The organism is Neomoorella stamsii (assembly GCF_002995805.1).
GTDB classification, from domain to species: domain Bacteria; phylum Bacillota; class DSM-521; order Neomoorellales; family Neomoorellaceae; genus Neomoorella; species Neomoorella stamsii.
In genome coordinates, this window is sequence record NZ_PVXL01000043.1 from 1 (window position 1) to 15,159 (window position 15,159).

General features: G+C 55.9%; 15 protein-coding genes and 1 tRNA gene. 7 read left to right on the top strand and 9 right to left on the bottom strand.

The features are described 5' to 3' along the window. Positions 1-275 precede the first annotated feature (275 nt). On the top strand, positions 276-659 hold the full coding sequence (locus MOST_RS07465; protein ID WP_054936762.1) for a carbonic anhydrase: 384 nt from the start codon (positions 276-278) through the stop codon (positions 657-659). A gap of 116 nt (positions 660-775) precedes the next feature. Here the strand turns inward: MOST_RS07465 and MOST_RS07470 are convergent, their stop codons facing one another. Beyond that, complete coding sequence (locus MOST_RS07470; protein ID WP_054936763.1) at positions 776-1,960, bottom strand: LysM peptidoglycan-binding domain-containing protein; 1,185 nt, start codon at positions 1,958-1,960, stop codon at positions 776-778. A 274-nt stretch (positions 1,961-2,234) separates the two neighbouring features. Between MOST_RS07470 and dinB the strand changes: the two genes are divergently transcribed. Both dinB and MOST_RS07480 read left to right on the top strand, forming a co-directional pair. Next, a complete protein-coding gene (gene dinB, locus MOST_RS07475) occupies positions 2,235-3,428 on the top strand; it encodes a DNA polymerase IV (RefSeq protein ID WP_054936849.1) in 1,194 nt (397 codons plus the stop codon). Continuing rightward, positions 3,415-3,711 (top strand): hypothetical protein, encoded by a 297-nt coding sequence (locus MOST_RS07480; RefSeq protein ID WP_054936764.1) that lies wholly within the window; start codon positions 3,415-3,417, stop codon positions 3,709-3,711. The genes dinB and MOST_RS07480 overlap by 14 nt, the downstream gene beginning before the upstream one ends. On the opposite strand, the gene MOST_RS07485 is transcribed toward MOST_RS07480, so the two are convergent. Both MOST_RS07485 and MOST_RS07490 read right to left on the bottom strand, forming a co-directional pair. After that, positions 3,693-4,958 (bottom strand): M48 family metallopeptidase, encoded by a 1,266-nt coding sequence (locus MOST_RS07485; RefSeq protein WP_054936765.1) that lies wholly within the window; start codon positions 4,956-4,958, stop codon positions 3,693-3,695. The two genes, MOST_RS07480 and MOST_RS07485, sit on opposite strands and share 19 nt — an antisense overlap. A gap of 326 nt (positions 4,959-5,284) precedes the next feature. After that, on the bottom strand, positions 5,285-6,517 hold the full coding sequence (locus tag MOST_RS07490; protein ID WP_106007078.1) for a 6-phosphofructokinase: 1,233 nt from the start codon (positions 6,515-6,517) through the stop codon (positions 5,285-5,287). A 138-nt stretch (positions 6,518-6,655) separates the two neighbouring features. Here MOST_RS07490 and MOST_RS17500 point away from each other — a divergent pair, with 138 nt between their 5' ends. Continuing rightward, a complete protein-coding gene (locus tag MOST_RS17500) occupies positions 6,656-6,793 on the top strand; it encodes a hypothetical protein (protein WP_157049480.1) in 138 nt (45 codons plus the stop codon). A gap of 111 nt (positions 6,794-6,904) precedes the next feature. Here MOST_RS17500 and MOST_RS07495 read toward each other — a convergent pair whose 3' ends face one another. From MOST_RS07495 to MOST_RS07520, 6 genes are all read right to left on the bottom strand, one after another. Continuing rightward, positions 6,905-8,302 carry a radical SAM protein gene (locus tag MOST_RS07495; protein ID WP_054936767.1) on the bottom strand — a complete coding sequence of 466 codons (1,398 nt, stop codon included), beginning with the start codon at positions 8,300-8,302 and terminating at the stop codon, positions 6,905-6,907. 62 nt (positions 8,303-8,364) lie between these two features. After that, a complete protein-coding gene (locus MOST_RS07500; protein WP_054936768.1) occupies positions 8,365-8,913 on the bottom strand; it encodes a chromate transporter in 549 nt (182 codons plus the stop codon). Positions 8,914-9,090: 177 nt separating this feature from the next. Next, positions 9,091-9,178 (bottom strand) — tRNA-Leu (locus tag MOST_RS07505). 55 nt (positions 9,179-9,233) lie between these two features. After that, positions 9,234-11,180, bottom strand: a complete 1,947-nt coding sequence (locus tag MOST_RS07510) for a cell division FtsA domain-containing protein (protein ID WP_054936769.1) — start codon at positions 11,178-11,180, stop codon at positions 9,234-9,236. A 155-nt stretch (positions 11,181-11,335) separates the two neighbouring features. After that, on the bottom strand, positions 11,336-11,566 hold the full coding sequence (locus tag MOST_RS07515; protein ID WP_054936770.1) for a hypothetical protein: 231 nt from the start codon (positions 11,564-11,566) through the stop codon (positions 11,336-11,338). Positions 11,567-11,588: 22 nt separating this feature from the next. Continuing rightward, positions 11,589-11,876 carry a hypothetical protein gene (locus tag MOST_RS07520; RefSeq protein WP_054936771.1) on the bottom strand — a complete coding sequence of 96 codons (288 nt, stop codon included), beginning with the start codon at positions 11,874-11,876 and terminating at the stop codon, positions 11,589-11,591. Between the two features lie 137 nt (positions 11,877-12,013). Between MOST_RS07520 and MOST_RS07525 the strand changes: the two genes are divergently transcribed. Genes MOST_RS07525 through MOST_RS07535 form a run of 3 tightly spaced genes read left to right on the top strand, consistent with a single transcriptional unit; the run spans position 12,014 to position 15,046 of the window. Beyond that, positions 12,014-12,748, top strand: coding sequence for an AzlC family ABC transporter permease (locus MOST_RS07525; RefSeq protein WP_244267022.1), 735 nt, complete (start codon positions 12,014-12,016; stop codon positions 12,746-12,748). Beyond that, on the top strand, positions 12,730-13,041 hold the full coding sequence (locus MOST_RS07530) for an AzlD domain-containing protein (protein ID WP_054936772.1): 312 nt from the start codon (positions 12,730-12,732) through the stop codon (positions 13,039-13,041). Before MOST_RS07525 ends, MOST_RS07530 begins: the two co-directional genes overlap by 19 nt. 16 nt (positions 13,042-13,057) lie before the next feature. After that, positions 13,058-15,046: a molybdopterin oxidoreductase family protein gene (locus MOST_RS07535; RefSeq protein ID WP_054936773.1), complete on the top strand. Its 1,989-nt coding sequence runs from the start codon at positions 13,058-13,060 to the stop codon at positions 15,044-15,046. Positions 15,047-15,159: the final 113 nt, after the last annotated feature.

A 15,159-nucleotide genomic window follows, 5' to 3' on the forward strand; every position in this document is an offset into this window, starting at 1 on the left:
AGGCAAGTACTGGCTGGCGAAGCTGATTATCTTAATGACGTAACCTATGACCCCTTAGTTCTTTAAGCAGCTTAATATGGCAATATGTGGATAAGGACTACCCCTGATACCCTAAGTCCTTTAACCAGAGAAGGGGAAAGAACATGGTTGTATACACCATTATTGTTGTTATATTACATTTAATCAACTACCATATATTGCCTTGCAATGGGTTAAAGATTTTTATGCAACGCTAGTGGCCTAAGATATAATTGACGATGGGGGTGGTATACCAAATGACTGCCTGTAAGGCCTGCGTTTTAACCTGTATGGACTTCCGTATTCAAAGTGCCGTAGCTAACTGGCTCCGAGAAAGGGGACTGTCTGGTAAATATGATTATCTGGCCCTGCCCGGCGCCAGCCGCAACTTTGTTGCGGAAGGAAAACTGGCTTTGGTGGAGTATTCCTACAGGCTCCACCACATCCAGGAAGTTTACCTAGTCCACCATGAAGACTGCGGCGCTTATAGCCTGGGAGATTTGCCTGTTGAAGAACAGCTGGCCCGCCAGCGCCAGGACATGGAACTGGCTGCCCGACTACTGAAAGAACGCCATCCGGAACTAAAGGTATACCTTGCCTTTCTTTACCTGGATGGCCGCATGGTTGAATTAACTGGCTAATAAATAAGCCGGCTCCAGGGATAACCCGGAAACCGGCTTTTTTATTCTATCCCTAGTATGCACTGTGGGATGAGCCTACCCGAACCCTGCTGGTCCGGCTTGTTTTTGTTCTATCCTCAGGGCGCCTGCTCCAGGCCGGCGGCCCGCAGGACATTGGCCTGGTGCTGGGGCTGGATCTCATTGGTATTGTGGCTGCGGCTGTTCCAGAAATAGACGTCAAAATGGCCGGGGAAATCATTGTCCAGTATCGTTTCCACGCTGTGGGGCATGCCGGCCATGGAAGCCGCCAGGACGCGATCCCCCACTTTAAGTAATATAGCCCGGGTATCCCAGGACCAGCGGCCGTTAAAAATTTGCTTCATGGTGGCTGTGTCAGCCGCAGTCAGGGGTTCCGAATCGGCATGGTTGGACCCGCCCAGGTGCCGGACGCGGAAGGACAGCCCGCTGTCCAGGTCGGTAATGGTGGCCACGGCGCCAACGTTATAGATCCAGCGTGCCCATTCCCAGTCTAAAAATTCGCCATAGCCCGGTTTTTGCTTGCCACGGGGGCCAGCCACCGGTACCGGTTCCGTCCGGCTGACGGGTATGTACAGGGGCTGGCCGGGCATGAGGATGTCTGAATTTAGCCTGTTGGTGTCATAGATGGCCCTGACGGTAGTGTTAAACCTTTGGGCAATGGTTGACAGGGTATCTCCTGCTACGACCCGGTAAACCGGCAGTTCCGGTTCTACCGGTTGCGGTTGCGGTGCAGGTGCCGGTGGTATTTCCATCACCTGGCCTACCATGATTAAATCCGAAGGCAGGTTGTTAAAGCGAGAAAGTTCAGTTACGGTCAGGTTAAAACGCCTGGCGATAAGATAGAGGTTATCACCCGGCTGCACCTGGTAGATAGTAGCCCCGCTACGGGCCAGGGGAATGAGTAAGGTTTGCCCGGGGTAAAGGGTGTCCCCCGCCAGGTTACTTGCCGCCTGGATGGCCGCTATGGAACGGCCCGTCCGCAGGGATATGAGGTAAAGGGTATCGCCCCGCTGGACGGTATACTTATAGTTACTATCCTGCAGGGTTACCGGCAGGTACAGAACCTGCCCCGGTACTAAAGCATCACCAGGTAACTTATTCAGTTGTTGAATGGCAGCCACCGTTGCTCCATAGCGCTGGGCGAGGAGCCAGAGGCTATCCCCCTGCCGGACCTGATAAAGGATGATCCCTGAACCGGTCCCGGCCCAGGCCGCCGGCGGGGCTCCCCACAGCAGGATCGCCGTTAGGAAAAATACTACCCCCCAAAAACGCCACACCCGCATAGCATACCCCCTGCTTTGCCAGGAAAGTCCTCCATTGGTTCCTGGCGACATGTTTTGACAAATTATTCTACACGGGTGCAGGTTTCTCCTTTATGTAAATTATACCAGGGCCAGTTCAGCTGGGCAGCCTGGCAGGGCCTGGTCGGGCAGTCATAAGCCACTTTCTTGATGGCCAGGGAACTACCAACATTTGTTCATTTGCCCCTTGTTATTTTAACGGCCAGGGTTATAATATAAATAAAAACAAATGTTCGTAGAGGTGAGGGTATTGTCCCTGGCTTGCTCCATTCTTTTATGTGATGCCAACAGCTTCTTTGCCTCCGTTCACCAGGCCCTGGACCCGGCTTTACGCGGGCGCCCGGTTATCGTCGCCGGCCGGGAGACCACCCGCCACGGCATTGTCCTGGCGGCCAGCTATGAGGCCAAACGGGGTTACGGCATTAAAACCGGGATGACCGTCCGGGAGGCGCGCAGCCTCTGCCCGGAAGGCATTTTTATCTCTCCCCGCCATGACCTGTACATCGAATTTTCCACCCGCCTTTTACGCATCATGCGGGACTTTACTCCCCTGGTGGAGCCCTTCTCCATCGATGAAGCCTGGCTGGATGTCCGCGGCTGCCGGGAACTCCACGGTTCGCCCCTGGCCATCGCCCGCCGGTTGAAGAAGCGGATTAAAGACGAGGTGGGCATTACCACCAGCATCGGCCTGGGGCCTTCCAAGCTCCTGGCCAAGATGGCGGCTGAGATGCAAAAGCCCGACGGCCTGACGGTCCTGGATTACCCGGATGTCCCTAAAAAAATGTGGCCCCTGCCGGTGAAGGAACTTTTTGGCGTCGGTCCCCGCATGGAGGCTCACCTGGCCAAACTTGGCATCCATACCATCGGCGACCTGGCCCGTTTTCCCGTCGAGGTACTGGTCAAGCGCTTCGGGGTCGTGGGGCAGATTTTACACCAGTGCGCCCACGGTGTTGACTACAGCCCGGTGGATCCTCACTCCCTGGAAAGGGTGAAATCCATTGGCCACCAGATTACCCTGCCACGGGACTACCAGGGTTATGAAGAGATTGAGGTGGTTTTACTGGAACTGGCCGAACTGGTGGCTCGGCGGGTGCGCCTGGGAGGGTATCTGGGGCGCACAGTGGCTTTAAGCCTTAAAGACCCGGAGTTTAACTGGCTGGGACGTTCTTACACCCTGCCCCATTATACCGATACGGCGGCCGATATTTACTCGGCGGCCCGGCAGCTCCTTCGCCGCCACTGGCCGCCCTGGCGGCCGGTGCGGCTGGTGGGGGTGAGCCTGGCCGGTCTGGTGCCGGCAACAGTGCGCCAGGAAGACCTTTTTGGCCGGGTGGAAAAACAGGCCCGCCTGAACCGGGCCTGTGACCGGTTAAAAAACCGCTACGGCGAAAGGATCATTCACCCGGCGGTATCCTTGACAAAGGCAGGGGTTCTCTATGCGCGGGGCTAACGCTTTATATGAAGGCCACCGGCTGATGCTGCCGGGGCTTAAAGACCGGGCCACGGCCACCTGCCAGGGCTGCCGCTTTTATGCCCTGGTCCTGGGCCGGGAGGAAAATAAACCAGCTTGCCTGGCCACCCTGGATCTCTATCTTACGGGGGAACGCCGGGTGCCGGTGGAACTCCAGGCCCGGGATTTTATCTGGCTGGCCGGTAAAGAAGCCCTGGTCAAGGCTGTGGAGAAGGTCCGGCCGGAAAGGCAGGCCTGCGGTTTCTATTGCCCGCGGGAGTAACGCGGATTATCGTCTTGCCCCCACTTCTCGGAAGCCTGGATTCTATCCAGTGGTGAGGGGTGAGATGAGGTCAGCCATTCGATAAAGGGCGGCGGGGCTACGTCGCCGAGGTTTTTCCGGGTCAGGTCCACTTGCAACTTGATCATGGCCCTGGGGTTACCGGTAAGCTCCAGGGCCACCTGGTCGGCTTCAGTTTCATAGCGGCGGGAGATGGCGTTCTGCACCGGCTGGCCCAGGAAGGACACCAGCTGGAGAAAAAGGAGCATGGCAACCAGGAGGTGGGGCGGGTATGGCCCAGGCCGGGCTATCTCGTAGGTGAAGGTTAGTTTCAGGACGGCATATAACAATCCCAGAAGCAAGAAATTAGCCAGGATACCCCACAGCAATCCCCGGACAATATGGCCGCGTTGCCAGTGGGCCATTTCGTGGGCGACTACGGCTTCCACTTCATCAGGGGGGTAATTAGCCAGGAGCGTGTCATAGAGAACGATACGTTTGGTAGCTCCCAGGCCGGTAAAATAGGCATTGGCCTTGGTGGTCCGGCGGCTGGCATCCATGACCAGTATTTCCTTAACCTTCAACCCGGCGCGGCCGGCCAGTTGCGTAACCATAGTTTTAACCGGTCCTTCTGTGACCGGCTGGAAACGGTTAAAGAGGGGGGCGACAAGGAGCGGCCAGAGGAAGGTGGAAACAAAGAGCCAGCCGGACAGGAACAGGCCGGCGGCAGCCCACCAGGTATGGGGCCAGCGGCCGGTAACCCAGAAAAGGAGTATTACCCCGGCCCCGGATAAGATTAGGTCCAGAAACGAGCTTTTCAGATAATCGGCCCACCAGGAAGCCAGATTCTGGGTGGCAAAGCCCCACTGGTGCTGGACAATAAAGCTGCCGTAAAAATTAAAAGGCAGGCCCACCACTTTTAAAAGCAGCCAGATCAGGCCAAAGTAAATTACCAGGGCCGGGTAATAGCGCCCGCCCGTCAGGCGCAAGACGCCATCCGACCAGTAGGCGGCCCGGGCACTGTAGACCAGCCAGACCAGGAAAGCCGTCTTGGCCAGGAAAGCCAGGATACTTACCAGGCGCATGATCTGCTGGTAACGCCGCGCCCTTTCTACCTCCACCGGGGAGAAATATTGCCAGGCAGCATCCGGTACTTGGCCCGGAAAGAGGGTAAAAAAGATAAAGGCCAGGCTGAAGATGCCTGCCAGGATTAAAAGCGTGGTCCAGATGATACCGGCCCTGGCTGTCATTTAAATTTCCTCCTTCCCAAACTATTTGGATACGATCTTATTCTTCCTTCCCGTTCCCATTCCTGCTCTCTAAATCTTCCTTACCCCTTTTAATCTTATTCCTCTTCCCTGCTGTTCATTTCTCAGGCAAATAAAAAACCGGCCCCGCGGGGCCGGACCAAGAGCAGGTGAATCTGCTCTGGCTAACTAGCTTCCGGTGAATAATTTCCTGCTGGTTAATATTGCAGAATGAAGTTACAGAGTCAGCGATAGCGAACGGATACCGGCCGCGCCATTTTCTCGTTAATTAAGTAGCTTGTCCGGTTAACAGCCCGATGATAGTACTTTTACCCACACTTTTTGACTGGATATTGGTGGGCCAGGTTTACATAAGCAGGCAGGCCGTTATGGTAAGGCACGTTAACTTCTCCCTGAATCAAAGGCCGGGCGTAATTGATGAAGTCGGTAGTAACGTCGTTTCCTGCCGCGTTGATCCAGTCCCGCGGTACCTTCTTTTCCTGGTTGGCTACCTTATCAAGTTCCACGAGCTCATAAGTACACCGGTACTCTTCCCCTTCCAGGCGCTTGATGGCTACCATATGGCCACTGGCTCCCCGGAGGGCCTCCTCAACGGCTACCCGGCCTACGTTATAGGCTTCTTCCGCATCGGTCCGGGAGGCCAGGTGCATGGCACTGCGCTGGCTGGTGGCCGGGAGGATAAAGCGACCTTTGATTTTTAATTCAGCTTCAATTTTATTAAGGAGGAACTGCCCTAGACCACCGAGGCGTTGGTGGCCGAAAACATCTACGGTGCCGGCATCGTTAAATATATAGTTGCCATTTTTATCGACCAGGCCTTCGGATACGACTACCAGGACCGTACCATACTGGCGGTAGGCGGTTTCCACATCGGCCAGGAAAGCGTCCAGGTCAAAGGCTACTTCCGGCAAGTAGATTAAGTGGGGGGCTTCTCCTGGTGCACGCCGGGCCAGGGCCGTAGCTGCCGCCAGCCAGCCGGTATTGCGGCCCATGGCTTCCACAATAGCTACTTTGGTAGAGGTGACGATGCTTTTAATATCCATCCCCATCTCCAGGACACTGGCGGCAAGGTATTTGGCGGCGCTACCATAACCCGGACAGTGATCCGTCCGGGGCAAGTCATTGTCTACCGTTTTGGGAATGCCAATTACCCGTAGCTCATACCCTTCTTCCTGCGCCAGCTGGTTGACTTTATGGGCCGTATCCATAGAGTCATTGCCGCCGATGTAGAAAAAATAACGGATATTAAATTTGCGGAAGATGGCCAGGAGCTTATCATAGTCTTCCTTCTTCTCTAACTGGTACCGGCAGGAGCCAAGGGCTGCTCCCGGTGTGAAACGCAAGCCTTGAATGGTAGCCGCGTCTTGCCGGCGTAAATCAATAAAATTCTCTGCTAAGACACCCATGATGCCGTTGCGGGCGCCATAAATTTCGCCAATGGCTTCACCGTGATAGGCGGCTTCGATGGCTCCGGCAAGGCTGTTATTAATCACAGCCGTAGGGCCACCTGACTGGGCAATGACACAGTTCCCTTTAAGCAAAGGGATTTCCTCCTCTCCCGGATCAAGCGTTGCTTTCTATATTATAATCTGGGCCGGCTTTCCTGGCTATAGAGAGTGGCATCTTAAGGTCCTTCTGAATAAGCTACAGTAGACTAAATCCCATTGGAGGTGTAACTAATGGCTGAGGAAGGCAGCAGCATCTTCGGACCGAAAAAAAACGCACAGGATGGTAGCCTAGGCTTTACTTTTCCTGGCGGCAGTTTTGCTTTTATATTGTTCTTGATCTTGATCCTCCTCTTCTTTGGTGATAATTAGCAGTTAATCGGGAGAACCCCGCAGATAGCGGGGTTATTTTTTATAAGCGTGATGGCTAAAACAATGAAGCAAGAATGAAGAAGCCGGGAGTCCGGATAATCGGGGTCCCTTTTATACCAGTACTACCGGGACACCGGTAGCACTTGCCAGGTCCAGGTAATATTGACCCGTCAGGTCGAAGCCCCGGTAGTCAAAGGCGATGGCAGGTAAGATAATGAGGTCAACGGGGTTGTGATCCAGACGCCACTCCTGCCAGGCAATCTTAAAATCCCCTAAGGTTAATAAGCCGGCGCAGGCGATGGAACCGCCAAAAAAGCGGCTGGGAGCAGTTATTACCTCCAGGTCCCAGGGGAGCCCAGCCACGGCTTCCTTTATTACGTTACCGGCCAGTTCAGAAGTCATAATCAGCGCCCGCCGGGCATGGTGATGCCGGCAGGCTTGCTCAACTTCCTGGAGAATGTCAGGGTCAAAATCCCAGCTAAAGGTAAGACCGCTACCGTCCTTTTCCACCAGTAAGGCAAGAGAACGCCTTTGTTCTTTATACCCGGCAAGCGACGTATCCGGACCGGAACCGGTAGTTTCGTTCCTGAAAGGTGCTGCCGCGGCGGTACGGGATTGTACCACTAAATGCCGCCTGCCTGGCCGGTTAATCAGGCGATAGGCTTCTACTCGGGAACGCGGTTTTTGCCCGTCTACGGCCAGTATGATATCGCCCTTTTGGAGGCCGGCCCTGGAAGCCGGGGTACCGGGGATAACCCCCTCTACTACCGGCGTTAGATTATTTAAGCAAGGGGGTTCCAGCAGCAAAGGGACGTCCGTTTGCTTACGGAGGTGCTCCAATTCTGCTTCTATTTGTTGCCGTAAATTGGCTGGAAAACGCAACTCCGGCGGTGCCAGACGGGTGTAGCCGGGTAAAAAAATGCGGATGGTCCTGGCCCCGGAACGGGCCAGGTAAAGGATTGTCTCCCGGACATCCGGCCAGCCGGCAATCCAGGGAAGGGCCACCAGGCTACCGTGGTAGGTAATCCCGGCCTGCTGCAAGGTCAGGGGTGCCTGCAATGCCGTTTCAGGTTGCTTATCACCCATGAGTTTTAGCCGGCCTGCCGGGCTGGCGCTGTTGAGGGACAGGTTTATTTCCAGGGGCCCCAGGTCAGCCAGGGCCCTGGCCAGTTCACGGGTCAATAAAGTCCCATTGGTAGTAATCTCCAGGGTGGTCGCAGGAAAACGCCGCCGCACTCTGGCCAGGATTTCCAGGAAATCGGGATGGGTCAGGGGTTCTCCTTCAATGAGCCGGGTGGCTGACTCGCCAATGACGATTTTTCGTGTACCAACTAGAAAGTCCAGGAGGGTGTCAACCTGTTCCGGCTTTAAAGGGGGCAGGTATCGCGTTTCCACTCCCGGAGGATTCTGGCGGTGACTGCAGAAAAGACAGCGTAAATTACAACTGGAAGTCAGCGGTAAGATATTATACCGGGCGGCCGTCAGGACGACCAGATGGTAGCTTTCCATGGATTTTCTTAGTCCCTGTTTGAGTATGGTTGAGCAACCTGTAGTCTATAATAACCTACCCTTCACCGTAGCAGAATCCCCCCCAGAAGCATGGAAACAATTACACCCACAAGGGGGCTCAAATTTAGATAATGAACCAGGATGAAATAAGCGGCCGCTATGCCAAAGGGGAGCCAGTTGAGGGGGGCCGTGTTTTTGGGCACAAAGGCATATTTGGCAAAATCCCAGGCTAGCATGGCCAGCATCACGAAAACCACGGGCCGGATGCCGGCCACCATGCCCTTTAAGAAGGGGCTATCCTTGAATTTCTCCAGAAAGGCGAAGAAACCAATCAAGATTATAAACACAGGGATGGTTACGGCGATCAAAGCAACGGCAGCACCCAGCCAGCCGGCTACTTTGTAACCAATGTACATTGTTAACTTGGTTGCAATGGGTCCCGGAAGAGCGTTGCCGAAGGCCAGGGCCTGGCCGAATTCTTCCTGGCTTACCCAGCGGTAAACCTCAACTGCCTCGTGCTCATAAAGAGGTACAATGGCCGGTCCTCCCCCATAGCCCAGCAAGGTCGCCCGCCCAAAGCCTATAAAAAGGTCCAGCAGCGTCTTGAGCATTCAGGTTCTCCTTCATCCTTTCATCAATTATAGTGTCGAACTGGATCGAAATAAGTACCTTTTATATTTCTACTATTTAAGGGAAACTCCTTTTTTATTACACAAATAACATGACCAATTCTAATTAAAAAGAGCGAGACCCTTGACAAGGGATGTCAAGGGTCTCGCTTCTAACAGTGGTGCGGCAGAAGGGATTTGAACCCCCACCCTGCTAATCAGGACTAGAACCTGAATCTAGCGCGTCTGCCAATTCCGCCACTGCCGCTCGCAATCGCTCCCTTCAGGAGCAAGATTAATTATAGCAGCCCGCCGGCTACCTGTCAAGGGTCCCAGCGTAAAGTAACCTGATCTCCTTCGGCCAGGGGGGTAGTAAATTCGGCCGGACGGCCGTTAACCTCCATAACCAGCCTTTTCCGGCCCGGCGGCGGTGTTGACGGGAAATCCAGGTAGTTAAAAACATCGGTAAATAAAACATCGGCTGCCTGGACTTTGAGGGTGGCCGGGCGGCCATTTAAGATGATAGTTATGGCCCGGCCGGCAGCCTCTACCCCTGTCACCAGGTTGTCGCCATCTTTGATGGGAGCTTCGGGCCGGACCGGCTGGCCGTTTAAAAGAATAGTGTCTTCCAGGGACTCCCCCAGCCTGGCCAGGACCCGGGCTACCGTATCCAGGGGTTCATAGGTGATGCGGGCCTGATCTTCTACCGGGGTATGGTAATCCACCTGGTTATCATTCATGATAATCATGGGTTCCAGGGTAACCTGGCGGCCGTTAAAGGTAATTGTTTTAGGAGTAAGTTCCGGCACCAGGTCTTTTATTGTACCCCGGGCATCGGCGCCATCCCGGCCCGGAATCACCTGGATTTCATCGCCAGGCCTGACGGTGGTATTCAAGGTGGCTGGGGAATTATTCACCAGGATGGTTCCCGGCTGCCCGGGCTGGCCGCGGAGAAAGGTCAGGCGGCCGTTAATTTCCACCCCCAGGCCCTTACCCGGCCGGCCGTAAAGCAGGCGCGCCGGGATGCCGGCTGCCAGCAGGGCCTGAGTAACCGTCATCTGCTGCCCGGCCAGGAAATGCACCGGCCGGCCGTTGACAATTACCCGGGCCAGACCCAGGCCTTCCTGTTTTAAGGCTGTAATGGCGATCCCAATAGGGGTAATGGCCTGGGGTCCCTGAAAATTTTTAGCCCCGCTGATGCCATTTAAAACTTCCCGGCCGCGCACGGCCACCCTGTCCGGCGGTATTTCCAGCTGGCCGGCCAGGGCCTCAGGGAGTCCAGGGGTCAGGCTACCGCCCCCTACCAGCAGGACGGCCTGGGGGGCGCGGCCGTTGAGCAAGATAATCTGGGTGGCAATCTGCCGGGCCAGTTCAGTTACCGCCGGTTTAATGGCCTCTATAATCCCGGCTGCCGGTAGGGTGCGTTGTTGCCCGACGATATCGGTAAAGGTCACACTGGCATTTTTTAATAACTGGCGCTTGACTGCTTCGGCTGTATGAAAGTCCAAAAGGAGGGCCCCTGCCAGGGCTTCGGTAATTTCATCCCCGGCTGAGGGTACCATGGCGTAGCCGGTAATGGTGCCCTGGCCGGTAATGGCAATGTCGGAAGTGCCGGCGCCGATATCTACCAGGGCCAGGTTTAATCCCCGCATGGCTGCCGGTACGGCCACGGCGCTGGCGGCAATGGGTTCCAGGGTAAGGGAAGCCATGGTGAGCCCTGCCCTTTGCAGGGACGCCACCAGGGAATCTACCACCACCCGGGGCAAAAAGGTGGCTATAACTTCAGTAGCCATGCGCTGGCCCCGCTGGCCTACCAGGTTACCGATGGGATGACCATCGAGGCTGTAGCCCACCACACTGTAACCCACACAGTGGTAGGCCAATTGATTTTCACTACCAGCCAGGAGACGTTTTTCTGCTTCCTGGACGGCTGCCGCCTCCAGGGCCAGCACCTCCTGGCCACTGATTTCCGTAGCCGGCGATATTTCTTCCTCGGCGGTGGCCCGCTGGGTTTTTAAAGCCCGGCCGGCAGCGGCTACCGCTGCTTCTTTTAAGGGTATATGTAGTTTTTTTTCCAGCTGTTCTTTAACCGCCTCGATGGCCAGGGCGACCTGGGGAATATCATGGATCTGGCCGTCCAGCATAGCGCGCTGCTGGTGTTCAACTATTGCTGCCGCCCGGATGTGGTAACCCTTTGTCCCGGGGGCCAGTACCAGGCCAGCGACTTTGCGGGTCCCCACATCCAGGGCAAAAACCGGGCCTTCAGCCATTGCAGCACCTCCCTCCTACAAAATTCGCCCTGTCCAGGTAAAATCCTGCTTCCCTCTGGTAAAAGCCGGCCTTTTCCTGCTTTGTAAATTAACCACGGTAGGAAGCAGCAAAAATTTACCCGGGTGTTTCAATCCCGGGTCACTTAGTCACTACCCTATTTCTTTTCTCCCTCAGCAAAGCCGCTGTAGGGGTCAGGATAACCTGGCGCCCCGCCGTACATTTGCAGGATCTTCTTTATGTCTTCCATTTCTTTCTTTTCCCGCTCCAGCATACTGTTAATTATTTGCTTGACTCCATCCGGGGCTGTAGAGGCAATTTCCGGCCAGAGGGTCAGCTCTTCCTCATCAAGGCGCAGGACCTGGCGCAGTTTATCCAACCAGTGCATAGTTCCTTCTCCTTTCTATATTCTATTCTTCCGCAGGTTTTTCACTGTAAGGGACAGGGTCATCATAGTAAGGCGGCCTTGGCGGTTTATAAGGCGGCGGGTAGGGAGGTTGATAGGGCGGCTCGTAGACCATTAAATGGGCCAGGTGGTGGTTCCAGAACATAGCTTCCTCTACTTCACCCAGGATGTGGTTTAAAAGGGTATGCCGGACGCCAAAGGAAGGTGTTGCCGCCGCGGCTTCAGCCAGGAGCCGGATCTCTTCCAGGTCTATTTCCAGGGCTCTTTTGGTTTTATGATAGGAACCGTTCATACTATTACTCCTTCCATAAAAGGATTTATCTGTAATAACCTATGCCATCTGTTACCAGGATGTTACTGGTGGCCGGTTTTTTCTAATTGCACTGGCGGGGAAAGTGTTATAAAATCATTGCGGAGAGGAGATTAGACATGCAACCTCAGGATGAAGTTTTGCCCCGTGATGTTACCGTACCTGTAGCGGTTGCCCCCCTTATGTGGCAAGGTGTCCGGGCAGCCCTGCCCATCGTCCTCGGCTATTTACCCCTCGGCTTTGCCTATGGTGTCCTGGCCCGGGAGGCGGGCTTTAACCTCTGGGAGACAGTACTGATGTCGGTGCTGCTCTATGCCGGCTCCGGCCAGTTTATTGCCGTCAGCATGTTTGGCAGCGGCGTGGCAGCGGCCGCCATTATTTTCACCGTCTTCCTGGTCAACCTGCGCCACCTGCTCTTCAGCGCCTCCCTGGTACCCCATTTACGGCGTTTCCGGCCGGCCGCCCTGGCCCTGCTGGCAGCGGAAATTACCGACGAGACCTTTGCCGTGGCCATCAACCACTACAGCGACCACGAGGCCCATCTTCCCTATCATTTCGGCCTTAACCTGACGGCCCATTTTTCCTGGGTGCTGGCTTCGCTGCTGGGCGGACTGGCGGGTAATTTGATGGGGGATCCGGCCCGTTTCGGTTTCAACTTTGCCCTGCCGGCCATGTTCATCATCCTGCTGGTCCTGCAGTTAAAGGATAAGCAGACCTTGGTGGTTGCTGCCCTGGCGGCTCTATTTTCGGTAGTTATTGCCCTCCTCTGGCCCGGCAGCTGGAACATCATCCTGGCAACGGTGATAGCCGCCACCCTGGGGGTGATCCTGGAACCATGGACAGGCAAATTTTAATTATTATCCTCGGTACCGCCCTGGTAACCTATTTGCCCCGGATGCTTCCCCTGGTAGTTCTGAGTCGCATGAGGTTACCGGAGGTTTTTTTACGCTGGCTAAGTTATGTTCCAGCGGCCGTCCTGGCCGCCCTGCTGGCGCCGGGACTGCTGCTGCCAGGTGGCAAGCTGGCTTTAACCGCTAACCCCTACCTGCTGGCAGCCATCCCCACTGGGATAGTAGCTCTGAAGACCCGTAGCATGGCCCTGACCATTTTAACCGGCATGCTGGCCATGGTCTTGGTCCAGCACTGAAAGGAAGGTTTTAACTATAGCTACCTATCGTTCCGTCTGTCCCCTCGACTGCCCCGATGCCTGTGGCTTGCTCATTGAAGTTAACGACGGCCGGGTGACTAAAGTTAGCGGCGACCCGGAGCATCCCTACACGAGGGGATATACTTGCGCCAAAATGCGCCATTACCCGCAACTCATTCACTCCCCGGAACGGATTCTGACGCCCTTAAAGCGTAGCGGTCCCAAAGGTAGCGGCCTTTTTACGCCCATTTCGTGGACGGAAGCCCTGGAGACCATCGCCGGTCGCTGGCAGGAAATAATAGCTACCTATGGCGCGGAAGCCATTCTCCCCTATTCCTATGCCGGCGTTATGGGATTGCTCCAGCGCAATGCCGGCCATCCCTTTTTCCACCGCCTGGGGGCTTCAGAACTCCAGCGGACCATCTGCTCACCGGCAGCCGAGGCTGGCTGGCAACAGGTTTTAGGCCAGACCTGGGGTACCGACCCGGAGACGGTTGTCGATGCGGACCTGGTAATCATCTGGGGTATGAACCCGGCCTCTACCAGTATCCATTTCCTCTCCCTGGTCCAGCAGGCCCGGCAGAAAGGTGCCCGGTTAATTGTTATCGATGCCTACCGTACCCGGACGGCTGCCCTGGCCGACGAGGTTATCCTGGTCCGGCCCGGCAGCGATGCCGCCCTAGCGTTAGGCGTCATGCAGGTACTGGTAGCAGAAGAACTGGTCGATAGTAGCTTTATAGCCGCCCACGTCTCCGGTTATGAGGAGCTTCGTACTAAAGTTCTGCCCGGTTATTCTCCGGAAAGGGTGGCCGCCCTTACCGGCGTACCGGCCGGAACGATAATTAACCTGGCTCGAGCCTATGGCCGGGCCAGGGCGCCCTTTATCCGCATCGGCTACGGCTTTTCCCGCCACCGCCAGGGCGGTATGGCTGTCAGGGTCATTGCCTCCCTGCCAGCCCTGGTGGGAGCCTATGGTAAACATGGAGGTGGAGCTCTGCAAAGCTCCGGGACCGGCAATGCTTTTAAGCTGGATGTCCTGAACCGGCCGGACCTGCGGCAGCGGCCGGTGCGGGCGATAAATATGGTCCAGCTGGGCCGGGCTTTAACTGAGGCGCTGGATCCACCGGTGATGGGCCTTTACGTCTACCACGGCAACCCGGCCACGGTGGCCCCAGACCAGAACCGCGTTCTGGCGGGCTTAAGGCGGGAGGATATCTTTACAGTGGTCCACGAGCGCTTCCTGACGGATACGGCCCTTTACGCCGACATCATCCTGCCGGCCACCTTTTCTGTAGAACAGGAGGATCTATACCGCAGTTACGGCCAGTATTACCTCCAGCGCAGCCCGGCAATACTACCACCCCCGGGCGAGGCGAAGAGTAACTGGCAGACCTTTTGCCTCCTGGCCCAAACCCTGGGCTTTAGCGAAGATATTTTCCGGCGCTCCGAGGCGGAAATGGTCGAGCTTTTAATCCGGGAGATACCCCTTGACAAGGTAGACCGCGAAGCCCTGGCTGCCGGCAGGGCTGTTAAATTAAAACCGGCCCAGGGATTTGCCACCCCTTCAGGGAAAATCGAACTTATGGCTGCCGGTGCCAAACCCCCCGGCTACGAGCCGCCGGGCGATACTGAACTGGCCGGCCTTTATCCTTTCTACCTCCTCACGGCCCCGGCCCATTTTGCCCTCAACTCCAATTTCGGGCAGCTGGCTCCCCTCCGGGAACGGGAAGGGTGCCCTCAGGTTCTCGTCAACCCGGATGACTGCCGTAAAAAGGGCCTGGTGGAGGGCGCCCTGGCTGAAGTTTACAACCAGCGCGGCTCCTGTCTCCTTAAGGTGCGGGCCAGCAGCGATGTTCCCCCGGGTACTACCGTAGCTCCCGGTGTCTGGTGGTGCCAGCATTCCCCTGGCGGCCGCAACATTAACAGCGTCATTGGCGACGAGTTGACCGACCTGGGTGGGGGCAGCACCTTTTACGACCACCGGGTCGATATCCGGCCGTTATAGCTGGCAACCGGTGGTGAGCCCCAAAAAACCGGCAGGGCCTTGAACGTCGTTGCTCAAGGCCCTGCTGGCTCAAGGAGGTCTTTGAAGAAGTGAGTGTGTATTCCTATTATAAC

Bases quoted from the DNA above. Each gene is read 5' to 3' on its own strand.
- MOST_RS07470 (WP_054936763.1), bottom strand. From the start codon at position 1,960: ATGCGGGTGTGGCGTTTTTGGGGGGTAGTATTTTTCCTAACGGCGATC.
- MOST_RS07515 (WP_054936770.1), bottom strand. From the start codon at position 11,566: ATGCACTGGTTGGATAAACTGCGCCAGGTCCTGCGCCTTGATGAGGAA.
- MOST_RS07510 (WP_054936769.1), bottom strand. From the start codon at position 11,180: ATGGCTGAAGGCCCGGTTTTTGCCCTGGATGTGGGGACCCGCAAAGTC.
- MOST_RS07480 (WP_054936764.1), top strand. From the start codon at position 3,415: ATGCGCGGGGCTAACGCTTTATATGAAGGCCACCGGCTGATGCTGCCG.
- MOST_RS07530 (WP_054936772.1), top strand. From the start codon at position 12,730: ATGGACAGGCAAATTTTAATTATTATCCTCGGTACCGCCCTGGTAACC.
- MOST_RS17500 (WP_157049480.1), top strand. From the start codon at position 6,656: ATGGCTGAGGAAGGCAGCAGCATCTTCGGACCGAAAAAAAACGCACAG.
- MOST_RS07525 (WP_244267022.1), top strand. From the start codon at position 12,014: ATGCAACCTCAGGATGAAGTTTTGCCCCGTGATGTTACCGTACCTGTA.
- MOST_RS07500 (WP_054936768.1), bottom strand. From the start codon at position 8,913: ATGCTCAAGACGCTGCTGGACCTTTTTATAGGCTTTGGGCGGGCGACC.
- MOST_RS07520 (WP_054936771.1), bottom strand. From the start codon at position 11,876: ATGAACGGTTCCTATCATAAAACCAAAAGAGCCCTGGAAATAGACCTG.
- MOST_RS07495 (WP_054936767.1), bottom strand. From the start codon at position 8,302: ATGGAAAGCTACCATCTGGTCGTCCTGACGGCCGCCCGGTATAATATC.
- MOST_RS07465 (WP_054936762.1), top strand. From the start codon at position 276: ATGACTGCCTGTAAGGCCTGCGTTTTAACCTGTATGGACTTCCGTATT.
- MOST_RS07485 (WP_054936765.1), bottom strand. From the start codon at position 4,958: ATGACAGCCAGGGCCGGTATCATCTGGACCACGCTTTTAATCCTGGCA.